The following is a 24,152-nucleotide window of genomic DNA, read 5'->3' as shown; positions in this document are numbered from 1 at the left end:
GAGCACCGGAGAGCCGCATGACCGACGACACCCAGCCCCGCCACCCCACCGACGCCCACCACCGTGCCCAGGGCGACGCGCACGACCACACCGCAGTGGTGGAGCGGGCGCTCGCCGCACTCGACCTCGACACCAAGGTCCGGCTGCTGTCCGGCCAGGACATGTGGACCCTGCCGGCCGTGCCGGCGATCGGGCTGCGGTCGCTGGTGATGTCGGACGGACCGGTCGGTGTGCGGGGCCGGGAGTGGAACGCCGAGAACCCCTCGGTCACGCTGCCCAGCCCGACGGCGCTGGCCGCCACCTGGGACCCCGAGCTCGCCCGCCGGGCCGGCCACCTCCTCGCCCAGGAAGCCCGCCGCAAGGGCGTGCACGTCCTCCTCGCGCCGACCGTCAACCTCCACCGCTCACCGCTGGGCGGCCGCCACTTCGAGTGCTATGCGGAGGACCCGCTGCTCACCGGCGCGATCGGCGCCGGGTATGTGCGCGGTGTGCAGGAAGGCGGCGTCGGTACGACGGTCAAGCACTTCGTCGGCAACGACGCCGAGACCGACCGGCTCACGGTCGACAACCGCATCGCCCCGCGCCCGCTGCGCGAGCTCTATCTCGCGCCCTTCGAGCACATCGTCGAACACGCCCGCCCCTGGGGCGTCATGACCGCCTACAACCAGGTCAACGGCGTGACGATGACCGAACACCGAGCGCTGGTGCAGGACGTGCTGCGCGGCGAATGGGGCTTCGACGGCGTCAACGTCTCCGACTGGACGGCCGCCCGCGACACCGTGCGCGCCCTGCGCGGCGGCCTGGACGTGGCGATGCCGGGGCCCCGTACGGTCTACGGCGCGCCGCTTGCCGAGGTCGTCCGTGCGGGTGAGGTGGACGGGTCGGAGGTGGACGACGCGGTGCGCAGGGTGCTGCTGCTCGCCGCCCGCACCGGATGCCTGGAAGGGGTGCCGGCCGCGGTCGACCCGGCCGCTGTCCCGCAGGGCATCGACGGCCGGGCGGTGGCCCGCGAGATCGCCCGGCGGGGGTGTGTCCTGCTGCGCAACGAGCCGGTGGGCGCGGCACGGCGGGCCCTGCCGCTGGACGCCGCGGCCCTTCGCAGGGTCGCCGTCATCGGGGCGGCCGCCCGCGAGGCCCGGGTCCTCGGCGGCGGCTCCGCCACCGTCTTCCCCGACGCGGTCGTCTCCCCGCTGGAGGGGCTGCGCGCCGCGCTCCCGGACCACGTCGAGGTCACCTTCGCCGTCGGCGCCGATCCGCGCACCCGGGTCCCGCACGCCCGCGAAGGCTTCACGCTGCACGCCCGCTACCTGGCCGCCGACGGCCGGGTACTGGCGGAGACACCGCAGGCCGACGGCACGGTGCAGACGACCGGCCGGCTGCCCGAGGGCGTCACCCGGCAGAACCTGAGCGCCGTCGAGCTGACCGGCAGCTACCTCCCGAGGCTCACCGGCAGTCACACCCTCGCGGTCTCCGGCACCGGCGAGCTGCGGCTGACCGTCGGCGGAGCGGTCCTCTTCGACGGCCGCCTCACGCCCGAGGGCAGCGACCCCTTCGAGGCGTACCTGCGCCCCGCCCAGCGCCGCATGACGGCGGAACTGACGGCGGGCGAGAGCGTCGAGGTCACCCTGCGGTGCGCGGTGGGCGGCCCGCAGCCGGGCGAAGCTCCCGCCTCGCCGGCCTTCGCCCTCGGCCACGTCGAACCGCGGCCCGACGCCGATACGGAGATCGAGGAGGCGGTCCGCGCCGCGGCCGGCGCCGAGGTCGCGATCGTGGTCGTCGCCACCACCGATGAGACCGAGTCCGAGGGCTTCGACCGCAGCGATCTGCGGCTGCCCGGCCGTCAGGACGAGCTGGTCACCCGGGTCGCCGCCGCCAACCCGCACACGGTCGTGGTCGTCAACTCCGGTTCCCCGGTGGAGCTTCCGTGGCGTGCCGAGGTCCCCGCCGTGCTGCTGAGCTGGTTCCCCGGCCAGGAGGCCGGCGCGGCGCTGGCCGATGTCCTGCTCGGTGCCCATGAGCCGGGCGGCCGGCTCCCCACCACCTGGCCGGCCACGCTCGCCGACGCCCCGGTCACCACCGTGACCCCGGCCGGCGGTCAACTCGCCTACTCCGAAGGGGTGTACATGGGCTACCGCGGCTGGCAGCGCTCCGCGCCCGCGCCCGCCTACCCCTTCGGCCACGGACTCGGCTACACCGACTGGGAGTACGAGTCGCTGGACACGACCCCTGACTCGGTGCGGGTGCGGATCCGCAACGCGGGCGACCGGCCCGGCCGCGAGGTCGTCCAGATCTATCTGGCGCCCACTGCGGACGCCGCCCCTGACGCTCCGGAGCGCCCGGCCCGCTGGCTGGCCGGCTTCGCGGTCGTCGAGGCCGGCCCCGGGGAGAGCACGGAGGCCGAGATCCCGCTGCCGGACCGGGCGTTCGCGGTCTGGGAAGCGGGCGACGGAGGTGACGCGGCCGACGGCGGGCAAGCGATGGGCGGCGGGCAAGCGGCGGACGGCGGCTGGCGCCGGGTCAAGGGCGTCTACCTCGTCGAGGCGGCGCACAGCGTCGATGACCGCAGGCTGACCGCGGAGGTCACCGTCGGCTGACCCGGCCGGGGCCGGGGGCGCGCCCGCCCGGGAACGCCCCCGGCGGCGCCCCCTCATGAGGTCACCACGGACACATCACCGCCGCTCGTCCGTGCCGTCACCTTGTGCGGGGAGTCGTCGTCCGCGGGGACGGAGACCTTGCGGGTGCCGCCGCTCGTCGAGGCGTCCACGGCGAAGGAGCTGCCCTTCGGCAGGCGGATGGTGACGCTGCCCCCGCTGGTCCGGCCCGACACCTCGTCGGGTGCCGTGGACAGCGCGAGGTCCACGTCTCCGCCGCTGGTTTTCGCCTTCGCCCTGCGGGCCGCGGAGTCCGTGACGGTGATATCGCCGCCGCTGGTCTCCGCGGCGATGCCGCCCGACGCGCCGCGGACGATGATGTCCCCGCCACTGGTCCGCAGGTCGACCGAGGCGTTGCGCGGCAGCAGGACCCGGTAGTTCACCGCGCACTTGCGCCGCATGCCGCACTCCTCGGCCTTGAGCGTCAGCCGGCCGTCCTTGACCCCGTGCTCGGGGGACGGCTTCTGCTCGGTGTACTCATACTTCTCCGTCACCTTGACCGACCCGCCGGCGTCGATCGGGACCACCTCGATGTCCCCGCCGTGGGTCGTCGCCGAGAGCGCGGTGACCTTGCCCTGCACGCTGTACGTCCGCTCCGCCTCCTTCGTCGGACCGAAACCCGACAGCGAGCAGCCGGTCACCAGCACGGTTAACGCCGCACAGGACAGTACGAGATGGGGAACGCGAAGGCGGGCCATGGTGAGAGGTCTCCCGGGCAGGTGGCGGACGAAGTGACCGGAGCTCCGGTCACTTCTCATCGTTCCCGCTCCGCCGCTCCACCGCGTCAGCGCACAGGATGACCTCCTCCGGCCCCCGCCCTTAAGGGTTTCCCGTACTCCTGGGGCAGCGCCACGGTCGCCCCGTCGCCCGGCTTCAGGCCCGGGGCCGCACCGAGAACGCGTAAACGGTCTGTGACCGATAGGTCTCGCCGGGCCGCAGCACCGTGCCGGGGAAGTCCGGGCGGTTCGGCGAGTCCGGGAAATGCTGGGTTTCCAGGGCCAGGCCGGCCGCCGGTCCGTAGGGGACACCCGAGGTGCCGGTCAGGGTGCCGTCGAGGTGATCCGCGGTGTAGAGCTGCAGACCGGGCTCGGTGGTGGCCAGTTCCAGGACGCGGCCCGACCGCCGGTCGGACAGCTCTGCCACCGTACGCGGCGCGGCGCACACCCCGCCGTCCAGCGCGAAGTTGTGGTCGTACGCGCCCGCCACCGCCCGTGCCGCCCGGAAGTCGAAGCGGGTGCCGGTGACGTCGGCGGGCGCTCCGGGCACCGGTATGCCGGTGCCGTCGACGGGCGTATACCGGGACGCCGTCAGCCGCAGCTCGTGGCCGGTGGCGCTGCCGCTGCCGTCGCCCCCCAGATTGAGGTAAGTGTGGTTCGTGAGATTGACGACGGTCGGTGCGTCGGTCGTCGCGTGCGAGACGATACGCAGCGCGCCGGCCGAGACGGTGTACGTCACGCGGACGTCCAGGGCGCCGGGGAAGCCTTCCTCACCCGCCGGGCTGACCCGGTGCAACTGCACGCCCTCGTCGACCTGACGGGCCTCCCACACCACCCGGGAAAATCCCCCCGGTCCGCCGTGCAGACTGTGCCGCCCGTCGTTCGGGGTCAGCGTGTGGGCCTCGCCGTCGAGCGTGAAGGACGCCCCGGCGATCCGGTTGGCGTACCGCCCGACCAGCGCACCGAAGTACGACCCGCCGTGCGCGGCATACGACGCGAGGCCGGCGAAGCCCAGTGCCAACTGCCCCCTCGCCCCGTCCCGGTCCGGCGCCTCCACCGTCTGGATGATTCCGCCGTAGGTGAGGATGCGGACCCGCAGCCCGCCCGGCCCCGACTCCAGGGTCCAGCGGTCGACACGGGTGCCGTCGTCGAGCGCGCCGAAGGGTTCCCTGCTGACCTGCGTCGTCATACGCGTGAGCCTATGGCACGGCCCCTACGGCTGCGCCCGGGTGATCACGCGGAACGCCAGTGCCGCCAGCTCCTTCTGGCCGCGGGCGCCCGGGTGGAACCAGTCCCAGGTGCTCAACTGGCGCCCGGTGAAACGGTAGTCGAAGACCGACTTGTCGAAGCGGCACAGCGGATCCTTGCCGCACACCCCGGCCAGCGCCGAGTTGTAGGCCACCACCCGTTCCCGCACCGTCGCCCGCCGGTCCTGCGCCGCCTTCGTCAGATCGTCCGGATCGCGCAGCATCGACCCGCAGATGCCCAGCCTCCACACCTGTTTGCCGAGCGGGTTCTTGCGCCCTTCGGACCACAGCCGCAACAGGTCGGGGACCGCCGCGACATACACCTGGGTGTGCGGCAGGGCGCGCCGCAGCCGCTTCATGGACCGCGCGAAGCCGGCGCGGAAGGCGGCCGTCGGGGTCATCGACCCGACATCGCGCCGGCAGGCGTCATTGGCGCCGATCAGGACCGTGACCAACTCGGGTTTGCGGTGGACGGCCGCGGTGATCTGGTCCGGCAGATCGCTCATCAGCGCACCGGTCCTGGCGAAGTTCCAGCTGTGGGTGGCGGGGTGCTTGACGAGCCGCCGGGCGACGCTGCCGACCTTGGGGTCGGTGCCGGTGGCCCAGGAGACCCGCGGGCATTCGGAGAGCAGTGTGCAGGCGTCGAAGCCGACCGTGATCGAGTCCCCGAGCGCCGCGATCGAGCCGGGGTCGGTGTGCCATACGGGCGTCGGCTTGGGGTGCGGCTTCTCCGGGTGCCCGCCGCCGCTACAGGAGGTGAGGGCGATCACCAGGGCGGAAGCGGCGGCGACGGTGCGTGAGGAGCGGCGGCCGAAGCGGCTGCGCCGGGGGCGAACAGGCCGATCGTTCTGTTTCATCCCCTGTCCCCTCCGGCGTGCGAGTGATATCTCTTCGGGTACCGACGGTACGTCACCCCCTCGACCGGCACCGCGCGGTAGCTTTGCCCCGTGCCTGCCGGGCGGTGACCCAAAGTGGCTGGTGCAGTCGGCACAGACAAATTACATCACGTCATTTCCTGTCCCTTTTGCGGCAAATTCCGCCCAATGGTGTTTACTGTAGGTCACCAGCATGCTGGTGCCGAAGTGGTCACTGGGGCAGAATGGCAACTGTCCCGGCCGCAACCGGAACGGGCACGAGGCCGCTGGGGAAGGCGAACCTCGAACCGCACTGGAGGTCCCGGTGACGACACGTGGAGTTCTGTACGTCCACTCCGCTCCGCGCGCGCTGTGCCCGCATGTCGAATGGGCCGTCGCGGGCGTCCTCGGTGTGCGCGTCAATCTCGACTGGATCCGCCAGCCGGCGTCCCCGGGCACCTGGAGAGCCGAGTTCTCGTGGCAGGGGGAGGCCGGCACGGCCTCCAAGCTGGCCTCCGCGCTGCGCGGCTGGCATCTGCTGCGCTTCGAAGTGACCGCGGAACCCTGCTCCACCGCCGAGGGTGAGCGCTACAGCTCCACCCCCGACCTGGGCATCTTCCACGCCGTCACGGGCATCCACGGCGACATCCTCATCCCCGAGGACCGGCTGCGCGCCGCGGTCGCCCGCTCGGCGCGCGGCGAGACCGAACTCGCCGCCGAGGTCGACAAGCTCCTCGGCAAGCCCTGGGACGACGAACTGGAGCCCTTCCGGTACGCGGGCGAGGGTGCCCCGGTCCGCTGGCTCCACCAGGTCGTCTAGGGCGTCTCCCCCCTGGCCCCAGGTGAGCCGTCCCGTCCCTCCAACGGAGCCGTCCCGACACGCGGCAGCAGATGCCCTGGAGCGCGCTCCACGGCCTAGCGTGCCGTCATGGCCGACAACAACTCTTCCGACGCCCCGTCAGTAGCGGTGCTCGGCACCGGAATCATGGGTGCGGCGATGGCCCGCAACCTCGCCAGGGCCGGTCTGGACGTCCGGGTCTGGAACCGCACGCGCGCCAGGGCCGAGCCGCTGGCCGCCGACGGGGCCCGCGTCACCGGCACCCCCGCCGAGGCGGTGGAGGGCGCCGATGTGGTCCTCACGATGCTCCTGGACGGGGAGGCCGCCCTGCAGGCGATGCGGCAGGCCGCGGACGCGCTGCCGGCCGGTGCCCTGTGGCTCCAGACGAGCACGGTGGGCACCGAAGCCCTCCCGGCGCTCGCCCGCTTCGCCGACGAGCACCGCCTGCGGTTCGTGGACGCCCCCGTACTGGGCACCAAGGCGCCCGCGGAGAAGGGGGAGTTGACGATCCTGGCGGCCGGCCCGCAGGACGTCCGGGAGCGGGCCGAGCGCATCTTCGGCATCGTCGGGAGCCGGACCCTGTGGGTCGGCGAGGACGGGGCGGGCGGAGCGGCCAGCCATCTCAAGCTCGTCGTCAACAACTGGGTGCTGACGGTCATCAACGGTACGGGTGAGTCCCTCGCCCTCGCCAAGGCGCTCGGCGTTGACCCGCGCGACTTCCTCGACGCGGTCGCCGGCGGGGCGCTCGACATGCCGTATCTCCGGCTGAAATCCGAGCTGATCCTGTCCGGGAACTACCCGCCGAGCTTCACGGTGTCCGCGGCCCGCAAGGACGCCCGGCTGATCCTGGAGGCCGCCGGCACCGCCGGTGTACGGATGGATCTGGCGGCCGCGGGAGCGGAACGCCTGCGCCGGGCCGAGGGGCAGGGCCACGGCGAAGAGGACGCGGCTGCCGCGTACTTCGCCAGCTTCGGCGGCTGAGACAGCCAGGGAGACAGGCAGGGGAGCGGGCAAGGAATCAAGCACGGAAAACAGGCAAAGAGCCCCGCCCGGTGACAGTCACCGGGCGGGGCCCTTCCCTTGTGTCTCAGACCGTCCGGAAGGCCAGGACCACGTTGTGGCCGCCGAAGCCGAACGAGTCGTTCAGGGCCGCGATCCGGCCCTCGGCGGGCAGCTTGCGGGCCTCGCCGCGGACGATGTCCGCGTCGGCTTCCGGGTCGAGCTGGTCGATGTTGATCGTCGGCGGGGCGATCCGGTTCTTGAGCGCGAGGACCGTGGCCACCGTCTCGATGCCGCCCGCGCCGCCCAGGAGGTGGCCGGTCATCGACTTCGTGCTGGTGATGGCCATGTGGTCGACGTCGTCGCCGAACGCCTTGCGCAGTGCCCGGAGCTCACCGACGTCACCGGCCGGCGTCGAGGTGGCATGCGCGTTCACATGCACGATCTCGGCGGGCTGGAGACCGGTGTTGTCGAGCAGGTTCTGCAGCGCCGCCGCGATGCCGTTGCCGGACGGCTCGGGCTGCGTGATGTGGTGGGCGTCGGCCGAGATGCCCTGGCCGACGGCCTCCGCGTAGATCGTGGCGCCGCGGGCCTTGGCGTGCTCCTCGGACTCCAGGACGATCACGCCCGCGCCCTCGCCGAGCACGAAGCCGTTGCGGTCGACGTCCCAGGGACGGGAGGCGCCCTGCGGGTCGTCGTTGTTCTTGGACATCGCCATCATGTTGCCGAACGCCACGATCGGCAGCGGGTGGATGGCGGCCTCCGTGCCACCCGCGACGACGACATCGGCGCGGCCCGAGCGGATCATCTCGATCGCGTAGCCGATGGCCTCGGCGCCCGACGCACACGCCGAGACCGGCGTGTGCACACCGGCGCGGGCGTTGAACTCGATGCCGACATTGGCGGACGGCGAGTTCGGCATCAGCATCGGCACGGTGTGCGGGGAGACGCGGCGTACGCCCTTCTCCTTGAGCACGTCGTACTGGTCGAGCAGGGTCGTCACACCGCCGATGCCGGAGGCGATGACGGCGCCCAGACGGTCGGGGTTGACCGCCGTGTCCTCGCCGGCCTTGGCGGTGAAGCCCGCGTCCTTCCAGGCCTCCTGGGCCGCGACCAGCGCGAACTGCGCCGAGCGGTCCAGCTTGCGGGCCTGCGGACGGGGAATGATCTCGGACGGCTCGACGGCGATCTGCCCGGCGATACGGACGGGCAGATCGGCGGCCCAGTCCTGTTCGAGGGTGCTGACACCGGAACGTCCGGCGAGCAGGGCCTCCCAGGACGAAGCGCTGTCGCCACCCAGCGGTGTGGTTGCGCCGATACCGGTGACGACCACGGTGCGATTGGTCGCGTTCACGGGAATTCTTACTCCACGGGTAGAGGGGTCTGAATCGACGGCGCCACCGCGGGGTGGCGACATGCGCGGGAGCTGGATCAGCTCTGGTGCTTGAGGATGTACTCGGTCGCGTCGCCGACCGTCTTGAGGTTCTTGACGTCGTCGTCCGGGATCTTCACGTCGAAGCGCTCTTCGGCGGCGACGACAACCTCGACCATGGACAGCGAGTCGACGTCCAGGTCGTCGGTGAAGGACTTGTCCACCTGGACGTCCTCGGTGGGGATCCCGGCGATCTCGTTCACGATCTCGGCGAGACCGGCGACGATCTCTTCCTGAGTGGCGGCCATGATGGCGCTCCTTCGGTCATTTTATGGGGGAACTGCGTTACTTGCGGTGAAGATCCGTGCGATGGCCGACACATCCGGGGACGTATGGCCCTGCGCAGATCTTGCCTAGGGGAGGGTAACGACCGTCGCGGCGTAGACGAGACCCGCCCCGAAGCCGATGACCAGCGCGGTGTCGCCGCTCTTGGCCTGTCCGGTCGCCAACAGCCGCTCCATGGCGAGCGGAATGGAGGCGGCCGAGGTGTTGCCGGTGGTCTCCACATCGCGGGCGACCGTCACGCTCTCCGGCAGCTTCAGAGTCTTCACCATCGAGTCGATGATCCGCATGTTGGCCTGGTGCGGGATGAAGACGTCCAGGTCGTCCGGGCTGACTCCGGCCGCGTCCAGCGCCTGCTGGGCGACCTTCGCCATCTCGAACACCGCCCACCGGAAGACCGACTGGCCCTCCTGCGTGATGGCGGGGTACCGGATCTCCTCCGGGGCCGGTCGGCCCTCGGGGGCGTCCCCTCCGGGGAGGGGCGTGGAACGGTAGACGTCCCAGCCGAGGGTCTGCTTGATGGTCTCGGACTTGTCGCCCTCCGAGCCCCAGACGGTCGGGCCGATCTCCGGCTCGTCGGCCGGGCCGACGATCACCGCGCCGGCGCCGTCACCGAAGAGGAAGGCCGTCGCGCGGTCCTCCAGGTCGGTGAGGTCGGAGAGCCGCTCGACACCGAGGACCAGGACGTACTCCGCCGAGCCCTCGGTCACCAGGCCCTTGGCCAGGGTCAGGCCGTAGCCGAAGCCGGCGCAGCCCGCCGAGATGTCGAACGCGGCCGGCTTACCGGCACCGATGCGGTGCGCGATCTCGGTCGCGATGGCCGGAGTCTGCTTGAAGTGCGACACGGTGGAGACGATCACGGCGCCGATCTGCCCGGGCGCGATGCCCGCGTCGGCGATCGCCTTGCCCGACGCCTCGACCGACATGGTCGCGACGGTCTCCTCGGGACCCGCCCAGTGGCGGGTCGCGATACCGGACCGCGAGCGGATCCATTCGTCGGACGAGTCGATGTGCTGGAGGATCTCCTCGTTGGGCACGACACGGGTCGGGCGGTAGCCGCCGACACCCATGATCCGCGCGTACGGGGCGCCCTTCGAGGGCTTGATCTTCGAGGTCATGCGCTTCGGACTCCTATTCGGCCGGTGCGGATTGCTCGGCGATCAGCGTGCGGGCCGCGTCGAGGTCGTCGGGCGTCTTGAGGGCGAGGGTCCGCACGCCGGGCAGCGCGCGCTTGGCCAGACCGGTGAGCGTGCCACCGGGAGCCGCCTCGATGAGCGCGGTGACCCCGAGCTCCTTGAAGGTCTCCATGCACCGGTCCCAGCGCACGGGGTTGGCCACCTGGCCCACCAGCCGCCGCACCAGTTCCCGGCCGTCACAGACCAGCTGCCCGTCCTTGTTGGAGACGTAGCGCGTGTGCGGATCGGCGACCGACAGCTGGGTGGTCGCCGATTCCAGGGCCGAGACAGCGGGTGCCATGTGGTGAGTATGGAACGCGCCGGCCACCTTCAGCGGTACGACCCGGCGAGTGCCCTCCGGCTTGTTCTCGACCAGCGCGGCGATCTGCTCGGCGGTGCCGGCGGCGACGATCTGTCCGGCGCCGTTCACATTGGCGGGGGTGAGGCCCATCTGCTCCAGATGCGGGATGACGACGGCCTCGTCGCCGCCCAGCAGTGCGGCCATACCGGTCTCGGTGACGGCGGCGGCCTCGGCCATCGCCTGGCCGCGCCGGCGCACCAGCTGCATCGCGGCCTCGTCGGAGATCGCGCCGGTCAGCGCGGCGGCGGCGAGCTCACCGACACTGTGGCCGGCCGCCGCGCCGACCTGCGCGGCAACGTCGTCGGCCGTCGCGAACAGCTGCCGGGCGGAGACCAGGGCGGAGGCCACCAGCAGCGGCTGCGCCACCGAGGTGTCGCGGATCTCCTCCTCGTCCGCCTTGGTGCCGTAGTGGACCAGGTCCAGGTCGATGGCGTCCGACCAGGCACGGAGCCGGTCCTCGACACCGGGGAGGTCGAGCCAGGGAGTCAGGAAGCCGGGCGTCTGAGCGCCTTGGCCGGGAGCGACGAGTACGAGCACCCTCACACTCTCTCTTGTGGGTGGTTCCGCCCGCCCGTGGGGACAAGGACGAAGAACCATCGGGGTAATTGTTGGTGTCCGACAAAAGTCTAGGGTTGCGCCTCACCGTCAGCCAGGCGCCCCAGAATCAGCGCGATACGGAGGGTGAACGCCGAGCGGACATCGGAGGGTGACCAGCCGGTGACGTCCGTCACACGTCGCAGCCGATAGCGCACGGTGTTGGGGTGCACGAACAGCATCCGGGCGGCGCCCTCCAGGCTGCTCGCCTGCTCCAGATAAACGCTCAGCGTTTCCAGGAGTGCCGACCCCGCCTCCTCCAGCGGTCTGTAGATCTCCTCCACCAGCTGCTCGCGGGCGACCGGGTCCGAGGCCATCGCGCGTTCCGGCAGCAGATCATCGGCGAGCACCGGGCGCGGCGCGTCGGGCCAGGCGGCACCCGCCCGCAGCCCGGCCGCCGCGGCCTGCGCCGAGCGGGTCGCGGCCAGCAGATCGGAGACCACCGGACCGGCCACCACGGCACCCGCGGCATACGGGCCGATCAGCGCCTTCGCGGCCTTCAGCGGATTGTCCGAGCCGCCCGCGATCACCACCAGGCGGGAGCCCAGCACCCCGGTCAGCACCTGGAGCTTGGCGTGCCGGGCGGCCCGCCGGATCGCCTCCACGGTCAGTTCGCTGTCCCCGTCCGGGGCGGTGCCCAGCACCACGCACACATGCTCGGGGGAGTTCCAGCCCAGCGCCGCGGCACGGGAGACCGCGCCCTCGTCCGCCTCGCCCGACAGCACCGCGTTGACCACCAGCGACTCCAGCCGGGCGTCCCACGCGCCGCGGGCCTCGGCGGCCTGGGCGTAGACCTGGGCGGTGGCGAAGGCGATCTCCCGGGCGTAGACCAGCAGCGCCTCGCGCAGCACGGACTCGTCGCCCGGGGCCGCGACCTCGTCGATCGCGGACTCCATGACCTCGATGGTCGTCCGCACCATCTCCACGGTCTGGCGCAGGGTGATCGCGCGGGTCAGCTCGCGCGGCGCCGTGCCGAAGACGTCGGTGCTGATCGCCTGCGGGGTCTCCGGATGCCGGAACCACTCGGTGAACGCGGCGATACCGGCCTGTGCCACCAGGCCGATCCAGGAACGGTTCTCCGGGGGCATCGCGCGGTACCACGGCAGGGTGGCGTCCATGCGGGCGATGGCCGCGGCCGCCAGTTTGCCGGAGGAATTCTCCAGGCGCCGGAGGGTGGCGGAGTGCGGGTGCGCGTCGCGCGATGCGGGTTCAGACACGGGACAAGCCTGCACTATCGGGGCGGGAGGGTGCGGGGGCGGGGCTACGGTGGGCCCATGATTCAGGTGCGCAGAGGCCATGAACGGTATCCGGGCGGGGACGCAGGGGCCGGGATCGAGTCACTGCACGCGTTCTCCTTCGGGCGCCATTTCGACCCGGACAATCTGCGCTTCGGCGCGCTGATCGCCTGCAACGAGGAGCGGCTGGCGGCGGGCGCCGGATTCGACGAGCACCCGCACCGCGACACGGAGATCGTGACCTGGGTGGTCGAGGGCGAGCTGACCCACCGCGACTCGGCCGGCCACGAGAGCACCGTACGCCCCGGTGATCTCCAGCGGCTCAGCTCGGCCGGTGGCGTACGGCATGTGGAGCGCAACGACGGCGCACGGCCGCTGCGCTTCGTCCAGATGTGGCTGGCGCCGCGGGAATCCGGCGGCGAGCCGTCGTACGAGGTGGTGCGCGGTATCGCCGACGGCACCCCGTACGCCGTCCCGCGCGCCGGGGCCCTGCTCCATCTGCGCCGCCTCGCCGAGGGTGAGCGCACCGCGGTCCCGGATGCGGCACGGGCGTATGTGCAGGTGGTGCGCGGCGCCGTACGGCTCGGCGCGGAGCGCCTGGAGGCCGGCGACGCGGCGCGGATCACCGACGGGACGGGCCTGGAGCTGCGGGCGCTGACGGCGGCGGAGTGCCTGGTGTGGGAGATGGGGGCGGAGGCGGCGTACGGGTGAGAGGGGCGGCGGGCCCGGAGCGGGCTTCGGCCTTTCCGGCCCGCCCGGTGACGCGGCGCGCCACGCCGGTGTGTCGCGCCGTCCGGGGGCGGGGCGTCCGCGCTGTCCTGCTGTCCGTCCCGTTACCGCTCGCGTAGCCGCCCGTGCCGTCCTGTCAGGCGGTCTGCGCCAGTTCGGCCAGTACCGCATCGGTCAGCGGCGGCCAGGCCTCGATGGCCCACGGCCCGAAGGCCCGGTCGGCCAGCGCCACACACGCCGCGCGCGCCTCCGGATCCACCCACAGGAACGTCCCGGACTGACCGAAATGCCCGAAGGTGCGGGGCGAGGACGCGCTGCCCGTCCAGTGCGGTGACTTGCCGTCGCGGATCTCGAAGCCCAGCCCCCAGTCGTTCGGCTTCTGGTGGCCGTAGCCCGGCAGCACCCCCGTCAGACCGGGGAAGGCCACCTGCGTCGCCTCCGCGAGCGTCTGCGGTGCCAGCAGCCGCGGCGCCTGCAGCTCGGCGGCGAACCGGACCAGGTCGGCGACGGTGGAGACGCCGTCCTTGGCGGGGGAGCCGGGCAGTTCCGTCGCGGTCATCCCGAGCGGGGCGAGCACCGCCTCGTGCAGATACTGCGGGAAGGGGATGTCCGTCGCCTTGGCGATGTGGTCGCCCAGCGCCTCGAAACCGGTGTTGGAGTAGAGCCTGCGGGTGCCCGGCTCGGCCATCGTGCGCTGCTCGTCGAAGGCCAGCCCCGAGGTGTGGGCGAGGAGGTGACGGACCGTGGACCCCTCGGGTCCGGCCGGTTCGTCCAGCTCGACGGCGCCCTCCTCGACGGCCAGCAGGGCGGCATACGCGGCCAGCGGCTTGGTGACGGACGCCAGCGGGAAGCGGTGCTCCTGGGGGCCGTAGGATCCGGCCACCGACCCATCGGCTCGTACGACGGCGGCCGCGGCGGTGGGCACCGGCCAGTTCTCGATCATCCGCAGGCTCTGCATGCCCACGAGCCTAGGCGGTGTCCCCTCCGGCGTGTCCGGGAGGTGCCTACGTCCCCAAATCCCGGTCAAGTCTGCCCGTGATCCGCACTTGCCTGGAGTGCACTCGAAGTCTCTAGCGTTGAGGACGTCGAGAGGCATCCGGCGAAAAGGCCGGGAGACATCCGGCGAAACAGGGGAGACGGGGCATGACGGTAACGCAGAGCGAACCGATCACGAGCGGGGCCGCGGCCGGGAGGCTGCCGGCGAGGCCGCGCGTCTGCGCCCCCACGGTCACGCACCCGCGGCCCGCCGGCCGGGACCAGTACACGATCAGCGAGGTGGCGGAACACACCGGACTCAGCGCGCACACCCTGCGCTGGTACGAGCGCATCGGCCTGATGCCGCATGTGGACCGCACCCACACCGGGCAGCGGCGTTTCACCAACCGCGATCTGGACTGGCTGAGCCTGGTGGCCAGGCTGCGGCTGACCGGTATGCCGGTCGCGGACATGGTCCGCTACGCCGAGCTGGTGCGGGCCGGGGAGCGCACCTTCGCCGAGCGCGAGGAGCTGCTGACCGCGCATCGCGAGGACGTACGGCAGCGGATAGCCGAGCTGCAGAGCACGCTGGATGTACTCGACTACAAGATCGACGTCTATGCCGACGCCCGACGGGCGTCCGAGAGGTTCTGAGGTCATGGGTAGCGAGAAGATCGAGACGGTCGAGCTGGGCACCGGCGGACCGCGGGTCGGGGTGCAGGGCCTCGGCTGCATGGGCATGAGCTTCGCCTACGGCCCGACCGACGCCGACGAGGCGCGGGCCACCCTGGAGCGGGCCCTGGAACTGGGCGTGACGCTCTTCGACACGGCCGACATGTACGGCAGGGGGGAGAACGAGAAGTTCATCGCCCCGTTCATCCAGGCGCACCGCGACGAGGTCGTGGTGGCCACCAAGTTCGCGATAGCCGCCGACCCGGACCACCCGGACGACCCGTCCAAGCGCGTCATCCGCAACGACCGGCCGTACATCCGCCAGGCCGTCGAGGGCAGCCTGAAGCGTCTGGGCGTCGACGAGATCGACCTGTATTACATGCACCGGCGCACGACGGACGTCCCGCTGGAGGAGTCGGTCGGCGCGATGGCCGAGCTGGTGGCCGAGGGCAAGGTCAAGCACCTGGGGCTGAGCGAGGTGACCGCCTCCGAGCTGCGCGCGGCGCAGGCCGTGCACCCGATCGCGGCCCTGCAGTCCGAGTGGTCGCTGTTCAGCCGGGACATCGAGGACGGCGTGGTGCAGGCCGCGGCCGAGCTCGGGGTCGGCGTCGTCCCCTACTCGCCGCTCGGCCGGGGCTTCCTCACCGGCGCGTTCGTCAGCGCCGACAAGGAGCTGACGAAGGACGACTTCCGGCGGAGCCAGCCCCGCTTCACCGGCGACAACGCCACGGCCAACGCCGCGCTGCTGGAGCCCGTCCGCAAGGTCGCCGACGCCCATGGCGTGACGCCCGGTCAGGTCGCGCTGGCCTGGGTGCAGCACCAGGCCGCGGCCCGTGGGATCGCCGTCGTGCCGATCCCCGGTACCCGTAAGCGCAGCCGCGTCGAGGAGAACACCGGGGCCACCCGGGTCCCGCTGACCGAGCAGGACCTGGCGCTGCTGGAGCCGATCGCCGGACAGGTCGCGGGGGCGCGGTACGCGGACATGACGCACACCTCGGCGGGACGGCCGTAAGGCTCACGGGGCGGGGCCGGTGGTGCGGTTGTTCGCACCACCGGCCCCGCCCGCCCGGCCGGGTGCTCACGCCAGCCCCAGCGCGAAGGCGGCGAACCCGGCGGCCAGGAGCGCCGCGGCAGCCCGGCGGGCCCGGGTGACACCGGTCCACGGCGCCTCGAAGCGGCGCGTGGTGCGCCCGATGAGGAGCAGCGCCCCGCCGAACACCGGCAGCCAGGCGAGCCGGGCGAGGATCCAGACGGGGGTGTCGGGCTGCGTGGTCAGCCCGGGGATCTCGCCCAGGAAGGACGCGGGCACGGCCGCCGAGAGCATCGCCGTCTGATGCCAGCACAGGACCGTCATCGCCGAGAGGTTGACGATGGTGACCGGCGCCCACAGGGCGGGGCGGCGCAGGAGACGGGCGAGCCGGTCGCGGAGCAGGACGGCGGCGCCGGACTGGGCCGCCGCCAGCGCCAGGACCAGCAGTGACGGCGGGTGGGAGTTCGTACGGTCCTGGCCGGGGACGCCGACCATGCTCACCGGGTAGTGGAAGAACAGCAGCAGCGCGGCGAACAGTGCGGCGCCCCCGAGCAGCAGCGACCAGGCGGTGCGCCCGCCGAGCCGTCGCTCGCCCCAGGACACCCCGAGCTGATAGGCGAACAGCCAGCCGGGCAGGAGATTGAGCAGGCTCAGCCACCCCGGCATGACCTCGGCGAACGGCCCGTAGCGCAGGAAGTCCACCGCCGCCACGACGGCCGCCAGCGGTGCCGCGGCCCAGGCGCCCCACCGCCGGGCGGCGCGCAGGCAGTACGGCGTGAGCGCGGTGACCGCCGCATACACGCCCACGAACCACAGCGGCTGGATCACCAGCGTCGCCCCGGTCCGCAGCGTCGCCTCCGGCACCCCCAGGCCGTAGAGGACGGGGAGCAGCATCGCCCACACGGCCGTCACCCCGAGCACCGGGCGGCCCAGCCGGAGGATCCGGCCGCGCAGCCAGGCCCGGACGGGCTCGCCCCGGTCGGTGGCGCGCCGCAGGGACAGCACCGACGCATGGCCGCCGACCAGGAAGAAGATGCCGAGCATCTGCAGCACCCAACTGGCGGGCGCGAGAGTGCCGAAGGTGCTCAGCGGGCTGGTGTTGTGCAGTGCGCCGTCTGCGTCGCGGGTGAAACCCCCGAGCAGCCAGTGGCCGAGGGGCACGGCGAGCAGGGCCAGCGCGCGCAGCCCGTCGAGGGCGCGGTCGCGGTCCGGCGGTGTGCGGTCCTCGATGGTGCGGACCGTCGTGTGGACGGAGCGTCTGAGAGGCGCGAGGAGGGCGAGCTCCATGAGGTGTCCTTAGAGTCCTGGGGCCGAAGAGGACGAAGGGTCCGAAGGGGCCGAAGAGGCTGGAGGGGCTGAAGAGGTCGGAGGGGTGAGCGGGAAGGCAGGAGCGCTGCGGCCTGGACCCAGGCCCGGGCTGGCGTCGCGGACCGATGCCGCAGACCGATACCGCGGATCGCCGTCACCGCGGATCGCCGTCACCGCCGATCGCCGTCACCGCCGACCGCCGTCACCGCACCGCGCCGTAGTGGCCCAGCACGATGGCCGCGAAGTTCCGCAGGGAGTCCGTACCGGGGGCGAGATAGCCGGTGTGGCCCACGGCCCGCACGGCGGAGACCCGGCGGGCGCCGAAGGCCGGGTCGATGGGGTCGGTGCCGTGGCCCAGGCCGAACAGTTCGACGCTCGGGACATCGCCGATCCAGTCGGATGCGTCCCGCGCCGCCCAGACCCGGGCCGGGGCGTGCAGCTGCGCCACGTTGTCCCGGCGGACACCGGGGGAGCCGAAGAACACCAGGTCGGCGACGCCGCCGCGGGCCGGCTGCGCGGCGGCCAGCCCGCAGACCACCGAGCCGTAGCTGTGGCACAGCACGGCCGGGGCCGGGGCCCCCACGGCGGCCAGCCCGGACAGGAACCGGGCCAGCCGCGGCGCTCCGGCATCGGCGAGCCGGCCGGTCACGGCATCCGGGCCGAGACCGACCGGCGTGGTGTATCCGGCCCAGGCGATGACCGCGGTACGGGTCCGGGGTGCGTCGGTGGCCAGCCGGGTCCGCAGCGACCTGGCCATTCCCGCCGGCGTGCCGTACGGATCGTGGGCGCGGTCGAAGGTGGCCAGGTCGATGTCCGAGCCCGGCACGATCACGGCGGTGCGCTCGGCGCCGGGCAAGTCGCCGTATACCTCGGCCACTTGTCCGCGGCCGCGGGGATCGAAGGCGAGGATGTGACGGCCGGGGGAGAGCAGCGAGGCGCAGCGGGCGGCCGCCTTCCTGGCCTGCCGGTGCTCCTGGGGGGTGCCGGCCGGATCGGCGGCGCGGGCCAGCTGTCGGTCCCGTTCCGCCGTCAGCGCACGGGAGTTGGCCGCGTACCGCACGGCGGGGGGTATCCCGTCGAGATTGCCGACGGTGAGCGGGTGCCGGGCCACCAGCGCCTGCCGCTGCCGGTCGGTCAGCGAGGCGAAGAAGCGGGTGACCTCGGCGGGCCGTACGGTCGCCGGGTCCGGCAGCCGGACGCCGAGGGAGTGGTCGGCGCGCCAGGCGGCGGCGCCGGGCGGCGGGCCCGTGACGGCACTCTGCGCGGTGCCGGCCGCCCAGCCGCCGGTGCCGGCGGCCACGGCCAGTGCGAGCGCGGCGCCGACGAGCGTGCGCCGGCCGCGTCGAGTGAGGCTTCGCAGCCTGGACATGGTGGTGTCTCCCTCTCCCGTTGGTGTGGCGGAGGGAAACGTAGGAAGAGGGTGCATGACGCGGCGTCACACCGCGGAGCCAACTGAGCGGTGATACCCCGGTAGGGGGGAGAGGCGCCCCTCGTCCTCAAGGAGGAGTGGCGCGGAAGGACACGTCCGGGAGGCCTCCGCGGCCGCTACTGCTCCCCGGGCGTGACCAGCCCCGACTCATACGCGAAGATCACGGCCTGGGCGCGGTCCCGCAGCGCCAACTTGGCGAGCACCCGGCTGACATGGGTCTTCACGGTCTGCTCGGCGACGATCAGCGCGGCGGCGATCTCCTGGTTCGACAGACCGCGGGCGATCAGCTCCAGGACCTCCGTCTCGCGCGGGGTGAGTCCCTTCAGCCGCAGCGCCGCCCGGCCCTTGCGCGGCGCGGGCCGCCGGCGGGCGAAATCGGCTATCAGCCGCCGGGTCACGGACGGGGCGAGCAGCGCCTCCCCGGCCGCCACGACCCGGACCGCGGAGATCAGATCACCCGGCGGCGCGTCCTTGAGCAGGAACCCGGACGCCCCCGCCCGCAGTGCCTCGTAGACGTAGTCGTCGACGTCGAAGGTGGTCAGCATCAGCACCTTCGGGCGGTGCAGCACACCGGGGGGCGGATCGAGCAGCTGCCGGGCCGCCTCCAGACCGTCCATCTCCGGCATCCGGACATCCATCAGCACCACATCGGGGTGCGTCCGGCGGCTCAGCTCCACTCCCTGCACACCGTCCGGCGCATCGCCCACCACCTCGATACCGCTCTGCGCGGCGAGCAGCGCGGCGAAGCCCGCACGCACCATGGCCTGGTCGTCGACGATGATCACGCGGGTGGTCATATGGAGCCGGAATCCTTCGGTGAAAGGGGTGCCGCCGGGGCGGGCGGCGGCGAAAGGGGGAGCTGCGCGGCCACCCGGAACCCGCCGTCGGGCAGCGGCCCGGTGTCGAGCGAACCGCCCACCAGCCGCACCCGCTCCCGCATGCCGACGAGGCCGTGGCCGGTGCCGTTGGTCTCCAGCGGTGCGGAGGGCGTGGACGGCGCGGGCGGCGGGGAGTTGACGACGAGGACGGTCAGCCCGGAGCCGTCCGCCGCCGTCGTCACCGACACCCGGGTCCGGGCGCCCGGGGCATGCCGCACGACATTGGCCAGCGCCTCCTGCACGATGCGGTAGGCCGACAGATCCACCGCCGGTTCGAGCGGCCCCCGGTCCCCGGGCAGCGACAACTCCACCGGCACACCCGCCCGTACGGTCCCCTCGACCAGCTTCGGCAGCATGCCGATACCGGGCTGCGGGGTCTTCTCCGGGCCGCCGTACCGCTCCGCCTCCTCGCTGCGCAGCACCCCGAGCAGCCGGCGCATCTCCGCCAGCGACTCCCGTGCGGTCGCCGCGATCGAGCCGAACTCCTCCTGCGCCTCCCGGGGAATCCCGCTGATGCGGTACGGGGCGCTGTCGGCCTGGACCGTGATCACGGACATGTGGTGGGCGACGACATCGTGCAGCTCGCGGGCGATACGGGTGCGCTCCTCCAGCAGCGTCCGACGGGCCCGCTCGGCCTCGCTGATGGTCTCCTGCTCGATCAGCTTCCGCCGGGCGTCACCGCGTTCCCGCAGCGTGGCGCCCATCATCAGCACCACTCCGGTCAGCACGAACAGCAGCACCCAGGTGCTGTTGATCCGGTCGGGGGTGTCCGGGGTGACCGGGCTCGCCGGGGTGACCGCCTCGGAGAGGATGCCCGCCACACCGGTCGTCAGCCAGACGGCGATCAGGGTGCGGCCGCGCTCGCGCAGCGACAGCGCCACCATCAGCGCGAGATAGCCGACGATCGCCGTGGGCGGCCAGGGCCAGGAGCGGCCCGCGACACCGTCCGCGCCGGTGAGCGCCAGGGCGCAGACCACGTCCGCCGTGAAGATCACCCACCAGGCCTGCAGCGGCCGGGTCACCGCGAGCAGCAGCGGCGCGACCTGCGCGGTGGCCAGCGCGCCGGACAGTCCGCCGTCCAGGCCGTAGTCATGGCTGAGGAGGATGATGGTCGTCGGCAGCAGGGACACCGCGAACAGGAACGCGACCAGATACGGCAGCCGGCGCAGCCAGACGCTCCGGACGTTGCCGAACAGCGGGGTGCCGGGTCCGGTCGGCGTACCGAGCTCGACGGCGAGGAGGTGCGGCGCCTGTCGTGCGGCGCGCACCACCCGCCGCCGGGCCGGTTCGGGTGCGGGGTGGGAAGAGGGTCCGGTCATCGCGACTCCATCCAAGCGGAGCACCGCGGCCGTGACGTCATACCAGGGGCCGGACTTCCACCCCCTACCACGGTATGAGACCCCGGCCCGCACGAGTCCCAAGAGCACCCGGAGCCCCCTGGAACCCTCGAAGTCCCCGGGCCGCCCCGGAGTCTCTAGGGGGAGAAACCCCCTAGAGCTCCGCCAGCAGCTCGGCCTTCTTCGTGCTGAACTCGTCGTCGGTCAGCAGGCCGGCCTCATGGAGCTCGCCGAGGTGCCGAATCCGGTCCGCGATATCGGCGGGGTCCCGGCGCGCGTCCCCGGTGCGGCGGCGCGGTTCGCTCTCCGGCGTCTCCTGCGACGGCTCGGCGGCGCGTACGGCCTGCAGCACCGCGGCCGCGAACGGCAGCGACTCATGGACGGGGCCGTACCCCAGCCCGAACACCACCGCGGCCGGATCCTGGTCCGCCTCGCCCGTCCCCGGCTCACGGGCACCGCGCTCCAGCAGACGCAGATAGCCGTTGAGGATCTCCGGCGACCGCCACTCGACCCCGGCCAGTTCGCCGACCGGGAAGCTCTGGTCGCCGCACTTCCACTTCGCGGAGGAGGCACCCGTCCAGAACCACCGGAAGGCGACCGAACGGCCGTCGAAGGACGCCTTGCCGTCGTACGCCTTGAAGTGCAGCGGGGGCTCCGGCGCGGCCACCAGGTGGCGGTCGGCGGGTTCCTTGGCATCGGGGCCGAGCACCGTGCGCAGCTCGTCGGCGTAGTACTCGGCCAGCGTCTCGCGCTCGGCCGGCAGCACCAGCCGGTACGGATCGGCGTCCTCCTTGAGCTGTCCGTCCGCCGCCTCCATCAAGGGGTCGGCGCCGGTCCGGGGCACGGCATGCAGCACCACCGTGCCGCGTCTGCCTCCGGTCACCTCGACGGAGCTCAGCGCCTCGTACGGAATGCGCCGCTCGCCGAGCGCCTGGAACAGCTTCGGCCTGCGGATCCCCCGTTCGAAGCGGATGAGTACGGAGTCCGTGTCGAACTCCCAGACGGCATGAAAACCGGCCAGCACATCACCCATGTGGCTCATCGTATGCGGGCGGTTGCCCGCCCGTCCCCCTTCCGGACAGCTCGGGGCGTCTGCCGAAGCTACGCGCGTCACTCCGACCACCCGCTGCGTTCCCTGTCTGGTGGACGTCCCCGGCGCGGGGTGCGGTTCCCGCGGGCACGGCCCGTCCCCGGGCGCCGGGCCGTGCCCGCGGAGCCAGTGGTACGGGCCGACGGCCCTCAGGTCAGACCCGAACTGCAGTGCGGGTCATCGGTGGCGCAGGAGACGGTGCTGGTCGCGCCCACCCCGACCAGGGCGAAGTTGCGCAGGCTGCGGGTGCCGGGTGCGAAGTAGCCGGCGTGGCCGACCGCGCCGTCGGCCGACAGGACCCGTGAGCCGAAGGACGGATCGACGGGGTCGGCGCCGTGGCCGAGTCCGCCGACCTCCAGGTTGGGCACGTCCTGGATCCAGTCGTCGGCGTCCCGCATGGCCCAGACGCGGGCGTGGGTGCCCAGCCCGGAGAGGTTGCCGGCCCGCATACCGGGGCTGCCGGCCACCGCGATGTCCTCGACGTTGGACGGCAGGTCACGGGCCGCGACGCCGCACACCACGGACCCGTAGCTGTGGCAGAACAGCGAGACCGCGTCGGAGGAGGGCAGCGCGTCCACCAGGGCGCGCAGCCGGACCGCGCCGTCCGCGGCGAGCTTCCCGGTGGCGGCCTCGACGCCCATCCCGCCCGGCGAGGTGTAGTCGGCCCAGGCGATCACGGCGGTACGGGTACTCGGCCGGGCTTCGCGCTCCGCGCCGTAGAGGGACCGCGCCATGCCGACGGGGGCGGTGTTCGCCCGCGCGGTGCGCTCGAAGGTCGACAGGTTGGTGTCCACCCCGGGCACCACGACCGAGACCCGTTGCGCCGCCGGGAGGTTGCCGAAGACCTCGGCGGCCCGGCCGTCGCCGGCCGGATCGAAGGCCAGGATCTGCCGGGCGGGGCTCATCATCGACTCGAAGCGGTGCATCAGCCGGCCCGCCTCCTGGCGGCCGACAGGGGTGAGCCGGTGGTCGCCCATCCGCTGTTTCTCGATGCGGCGGGCATCGTCGATGGCCATCCGGTTCGCGCGGTAACGCAGCGGCACGGGGGCGCCGTTCATATTGCCCACGACCAGCGGATAGCGGTCGGCGAGCTGCTGCTTCTCGGTACCGGTGAGCTTGGCGAAGAAGCCCCGGAGCGCGGCCGGCGAACCGTCGGGGCCGGGCAGCGGGCGGCCGTGGAAGGTGGCGTGCTGCCAGGCCGTTTTGGCGGTGGCCAGCGGATGGGCGTCTTCCTTGGTACCTCTGACGGCCGTCCAGCCGGTGAGGGCGAGCATCACGAACACCACCGCCAGGGCGAGCGCGGCACGCAAGGCGGAGGACTGCAGAAGGCTGGAGGAGGGGCCGAGGCCCGGGAAGGAAGTCACCGCGTGCCACCCTAGGAGACACGGAAGGGTGCTTGCTGTGACCGTGAGTGAGATCACGTTTCACGGTGGGTATTTCGACCAAACCGGACACTTGTCGTTCGTTTTCCGTGCTCAGCCGTGCAGGCGCGGTCTCATGGGGCGTCCGAAGTGATCGCGGAAAGGTGCATTTCGGCTACGGGGAGTAACGTATGCCGGGCGGCCGGGGGCGGCCGGGGGCGGCCGGGGGCGGTCAGGGGCAGCCGCGGGCCCTCCCCTCCCCTCACCGCGCCCGCCAGTCGCCCTCCATCGCCGACCCGATGTGGTCCAGGTAGGACTGGGTGATCTCACGGATGGACGCCACGCTGCAGTCCTGCCCCTCGCCCCACACCTTGCCGGCCACCCGCATCACCCCGCTGAACGCGGCGACCAGCACCCGCGGCCGCGGATCCGCGTCCACGTCCAGCCCCTCGCGCCGGGCGATCAACCCGGCGATCTGCTCCTCCAGTTCGGAGGAGCGCCGCAGATGGGCGGCGACCAGTGCGGGCGTCGACTCGATCATCCGGAACGAGCGCATGTACAGCTCCACCGGGATCACCGACTCGATGGCGCTGCCGATGTCGTCCCAGGCCACCATCACGGCGGTGCGCAGGGCGGTGAGCGGCGCCTCGGTCGCGGGCCGTGCGCTCAGCTCGGCGAGGAAGCGGGCCTCGACCATCTCCTGGACGGCGAAGGCGACGTCCTCCTTGTTGGCGAAGTAGCGGAAGTACGTGCGTTGGGAGACGTCCACCGCCTCCGCGATCTCGTCGATCGTCGTCGCCTCGTACCCCTGTTCCGTGAAGAGTTCGAGTGCCGCGCGGATCAGCGCGTCGCGGGTGCGCTGCTTCTTGCGTTCCCGCAGGCCCGTGGGTGCCGTATGCGGCGTCGGGGTCGCCATCCTGAGCCGCCTTTCCGTGGTGTTCGCGCTGCTCAGGTTACCT

22 protein-coding genes are annotated in these 24,152 nt (G+C 72.5%); 6 read left to right on the top strand and 16 right to left on the bottom strand.

Annotated features, from left to right (window positions below; all coding sequences use genetic code 11):
• The first annotated feature begins 17 nt into the window (after nt 1-17).
• Nucleotides 18-2,594 carry a beta-glucosidase family protein gene (locus tag ABR737_RS15305; protein WP_350250732.1) on the top strand — a complete coding sequence of 859 codons (2,577 nt, stop codon included), beginning with the start codon at nt 18-20 and terminating at the stop codon, nt 2,592-2,594.
• Nucleotides 2,595-2,647: 53 nt separating this feature from the next.
• On the opposite strand, the gene ABR737_RS15300 is transcribed toward ABR737_RS15305, so the two are convergent.
• From ABR737_RS15300 to ABR737_RS15290, 3 genes are all read right to left on the bottom strand, one after another.
• Nucleotides 2,648-3,349 carry a DUF4097 family beta strand repeat-containing protein gene (locus ABR737_RS15300; RefSeq protein WP_350250731.1) on the bottom strand — a complete coding sequence of 234 codons (702 nt, stop codon included), beginning with the start codon at nt 3,347-3,349 and terminating at the stop codon, nt 2,648-2,650.
• 175 nt (nt 3,350-3,524) lie between these two features.
• On the bottom strand, nt 3,525-4,556 hold the full coding sequence (locus tag ABR737_RS15295; RefSeq protein ID WP_350250730.1) for an aldose epimerase family protein: 1,032 nt from the start codon (nt 4,554-4,556) through the stop codon (nt 3,525-3,527).
• A 24-nt stretch (nt 4,557-4,580) separates the two neighbouring features.
• Complete coding sequence (locus ABR737_RS15290) at nt 4,581-5,471, bottom strand: GDSL-type esterase/lipase family protein (protein WP_350250729.1); 891 nt, start codon at nt 5,469-5,471, stop codon at nt 4,581-4,583.
• A 322-nt stretch (nt 5,472-5,793) separates the two neighbouring features.
• On the opposite strand from ABR737_RS15290, the gene ABR737_RS15285 reads away from it, so the two are divergent.
• A complete protein-coding gene (locus ABR737_RS15285) occupies nt 5,794-6,288 on the top strand; it encodes a DUF3145 domain-containing protein (protein WP_088802014.1) in 495 nt (164 codons plus the stop codon).
• Between the two features lie 108 nt (nt 6,289-6,396).
• Entirely contained in the window at nt 6,397-7,287 is an 891-nt protein-coding gene (locus ABR737_RS15280; protein ID WP_350250728.1) for an NAD(P)-dependent oxidoreductase, read from the top strand.
• A gap of 106 nt (nt 7,288-7,393) precedes the next feature.
• Here ABR737_RS15280 and fabF read toward each other — a convergent pair whose 3' ends face one another.
• The 5 genes from fabF to ABR737_RS15255 form a co-directional block, all read right to left on the bottom strand.
• The gene (fabF, locus tag ABR737_RS15275) at nt 7,394-8,659 is read right to left on the bottom strand and encodes a beta-ketoacyl-ACP synthase II (protein ID WP_350250727.1); all 1,266 of its coding nucleotides are present in this window, start codon (nt 8,657-8,659) and stop codon (nt 7,394-7,396) included.
• Between the two features lie 77 nt (nt 8,660-8,736).
• Complete coding sequence (locus ABR737_RS15270; protein WP_030991425.1) at nt 8,737-8,985, bottom strand: acyl carrier protein; 249 nt, start codon at nt 8,983-8,985, stop codon at nt 8,737-8,739.
• Between the two features lie 105 nt (nt 8,986-9,090).
• Nucleotides 9,091-10,137: a ketoacyl-ACP synthase III gene (locus ABR737_RS15265; protein WP_350250726.1), complete on the bottom strand. Its 1,047-nt coding sequence runs from the start codon at nt 10,135-10,137 to the stop codon at nt 9,091-9,093.
• A 13-nt stretch (nt 10,138-10,150) separates the two neighbouring features.
• A complete protein-coding gene (locus ABR737_RS15260) occupies nt 10,151-11,092 on the bottom strand; it encodes an ACP S-malonyltransferase (RefSeq protein WP_350250725.1) in 942 nt (313 codons plus the stop codon).
• Between the two features lie 89 nt (nt 11,093-11,181).
• Entirely contained in the window at nt 11,182-12,366 is a 1,185-nt protein-coding gene (locus ABR737_RS15255; RefSeq protein ID WP_350250724.1) for a PucR family transcriptional regulator, read from the bottom strand.
• A 57-nt stretch (nt 12,367-12,423) separates the two neighbouring features.
• Here ABR737_RS15255 and ABR737_RS15250 point away from each other — a divergent pair, with 57 nt between their 5' ends.
• Nucleotides 12,424-13,095, top strand: coding sequence for a pirin family protein (locus tag ABR737_RS15250; RefSeq protein ID WP_350250723.1), 672 nt, complete (start codon nt 12,424-12,426; stop codon nt 13,093-13,095).
• 154 nt (nt 13,096-13,249) lie between these two features.
• Here ABR737_RS15250 and ABR737_RS15245 read toward each other — a convergent pair whose 3' ends face one another.
• The gene (locus tag ABR737_RS15245; protein WP_350250722.1) at nt 13,250-14,071 is read right to left on the bottom strand and encodes a serine hydrolase domain-containing protein; all 822 of its coding nucleotides are present in this window, start codon (nt 14,069-14,071) and stop codon (nt 13,250-13,252) included.
• Nucleotides 14,072-14,256: 185 nt separating this feature from the next.
• On the opposite strand from ABR737_RS15245, the gene ABR737_RS15240 reads away from it, so the two are divergent.
• Together ABR737_RS15240 and ABR737_RS15235 are read left to right on the top strand one after the other, a co-directional pair.
• The gene (locus ABR737_RS15240; RefSeq protein WP_350250721.1) at nt 14,257-14,742 is read left to right on the top strand and encodes a MerR family transcriptional regulator; all 486 of its coding nucleotides are present in this window, start codon (nt 14,257-14,259) and stop codon (nt 14,740-14,742) included.
• A 4-nt stretch (nt 14,743-14,746) separates the two neighbouring features.
• On the top strand, nt 14,747-15,772 hold the full coding sequence (locus tag ABR737_RS15235) for an aldo/keto reductase (protein WP_350250720.1): 1,026 nt from the start codon (nt 14,747-14,749) through the stop codon (nt 15,770-15,772).
• Nucleotides 15,773-15,838: 66 nt separating this feature from the next.
• Here ABR737_RS15235 and ABR737_RS15230 read toward each other — a convergent pair whose 3' ends face one another.
• The 7 genes from ABR737_RS15230 to ABR737_RS15200 form a co-directional block, all read right to left on the bottom strand.
• Nucleotides 15,839-17,077 (bottom strand): acyltransferase family protein, encoded by a 1,239-nt coding sequence (locus ABR737_RS15230; RefSeq protein ID WP_350250719.1) that lies wholly within the window; start codon nt 17,075-17,077, stop codon nt 15,839-15,841.
• Between the two features lie 223 nt (nt 17,078-17,300).
• Nucleotides 17,301-18,467: an alpha/beta hydrolase gene (locus tag ABR737_RS15225; RefSeq protein ID WP_350250718.1), complete on the bottom strand. Its 1,167-nt coding sequence runs from the start codon at nt 18,465-18,467 to the stop codon at nt 17,301-17,303.
• Between the two features lie 176 nt (nt 18,468-18,643).
• Entirely contained in the window at nt 18,644-19,324 is a 681-nt protein-coding gene (locus ABR737_RS15220) for a response regulator (RefSeq protein ID WP_350250717.1), read from the bottom strand.
• Nucleotides 19,321-20,724: a sensor histidine kinase gene (locus ABR737_RS15215; RefSeq protein ID WP_350250716.1), complete on the bottom strand. Its 1,404-nt coding sequence runs from the start codon at nt 20,722-20,724 to the stop codon at nt 19,321-19,323. Before ABR737_RS15215 ends, ABR737_RS15220 begins: the two co-directional genes overlap by 4 nt.
• Before the next feature lie 172 nt (nt 20,725-20,896).
• Nucleotides 20,897-21,775: a DUF4429 domain-containing protein gene (locus tag ABR737_RS15210; RefSeq protein WP_350250715.1), complete on the bottom strand. Its 879-nt coding sequence runs from the start codon at nt 21,773-21,775 to the stop codon at nt 20,897-20,899.
• 206 nt (nt 21,776-21,981) lie between these two features.
• Complete coding sequence (locus ABR737_RS15205) at nt 21,982-23,196, bottom strand: alpha/beta hydrolase (RefSeq protein WP_350250714.1); 1,215 nt, start codon at nt 23,194-23,196, stop codon at nt 21,982-21,984.
• 259 nt (nt 23,197-23,455) lie between these two features.
• Nucleotides 23,456-24,109, bottom strand: a complete 654-nt coding sequence (locus ABR737_RS15200) for a TetR/AcrR family transcriptional regulator (RefSeq protein WP_350250713.1) — start codon at nt 24,107-24,109, stop codon at nt 23,456-23,458.
• Nucleotides 24,110-24,152: the final 43 nt, after the last annotated feature.

This window comes from Streptomyces sp. Edi2 (assembly GCF_040253635.1).
Lineage (GTDB): Bacteria > Actinomycetota > Actinomycetes > Streptomycetales > Streptomycetaceae > Streptomyces.
This window is presented reverse-complemented; position numbering and strand designations above follow the sequence as displayed.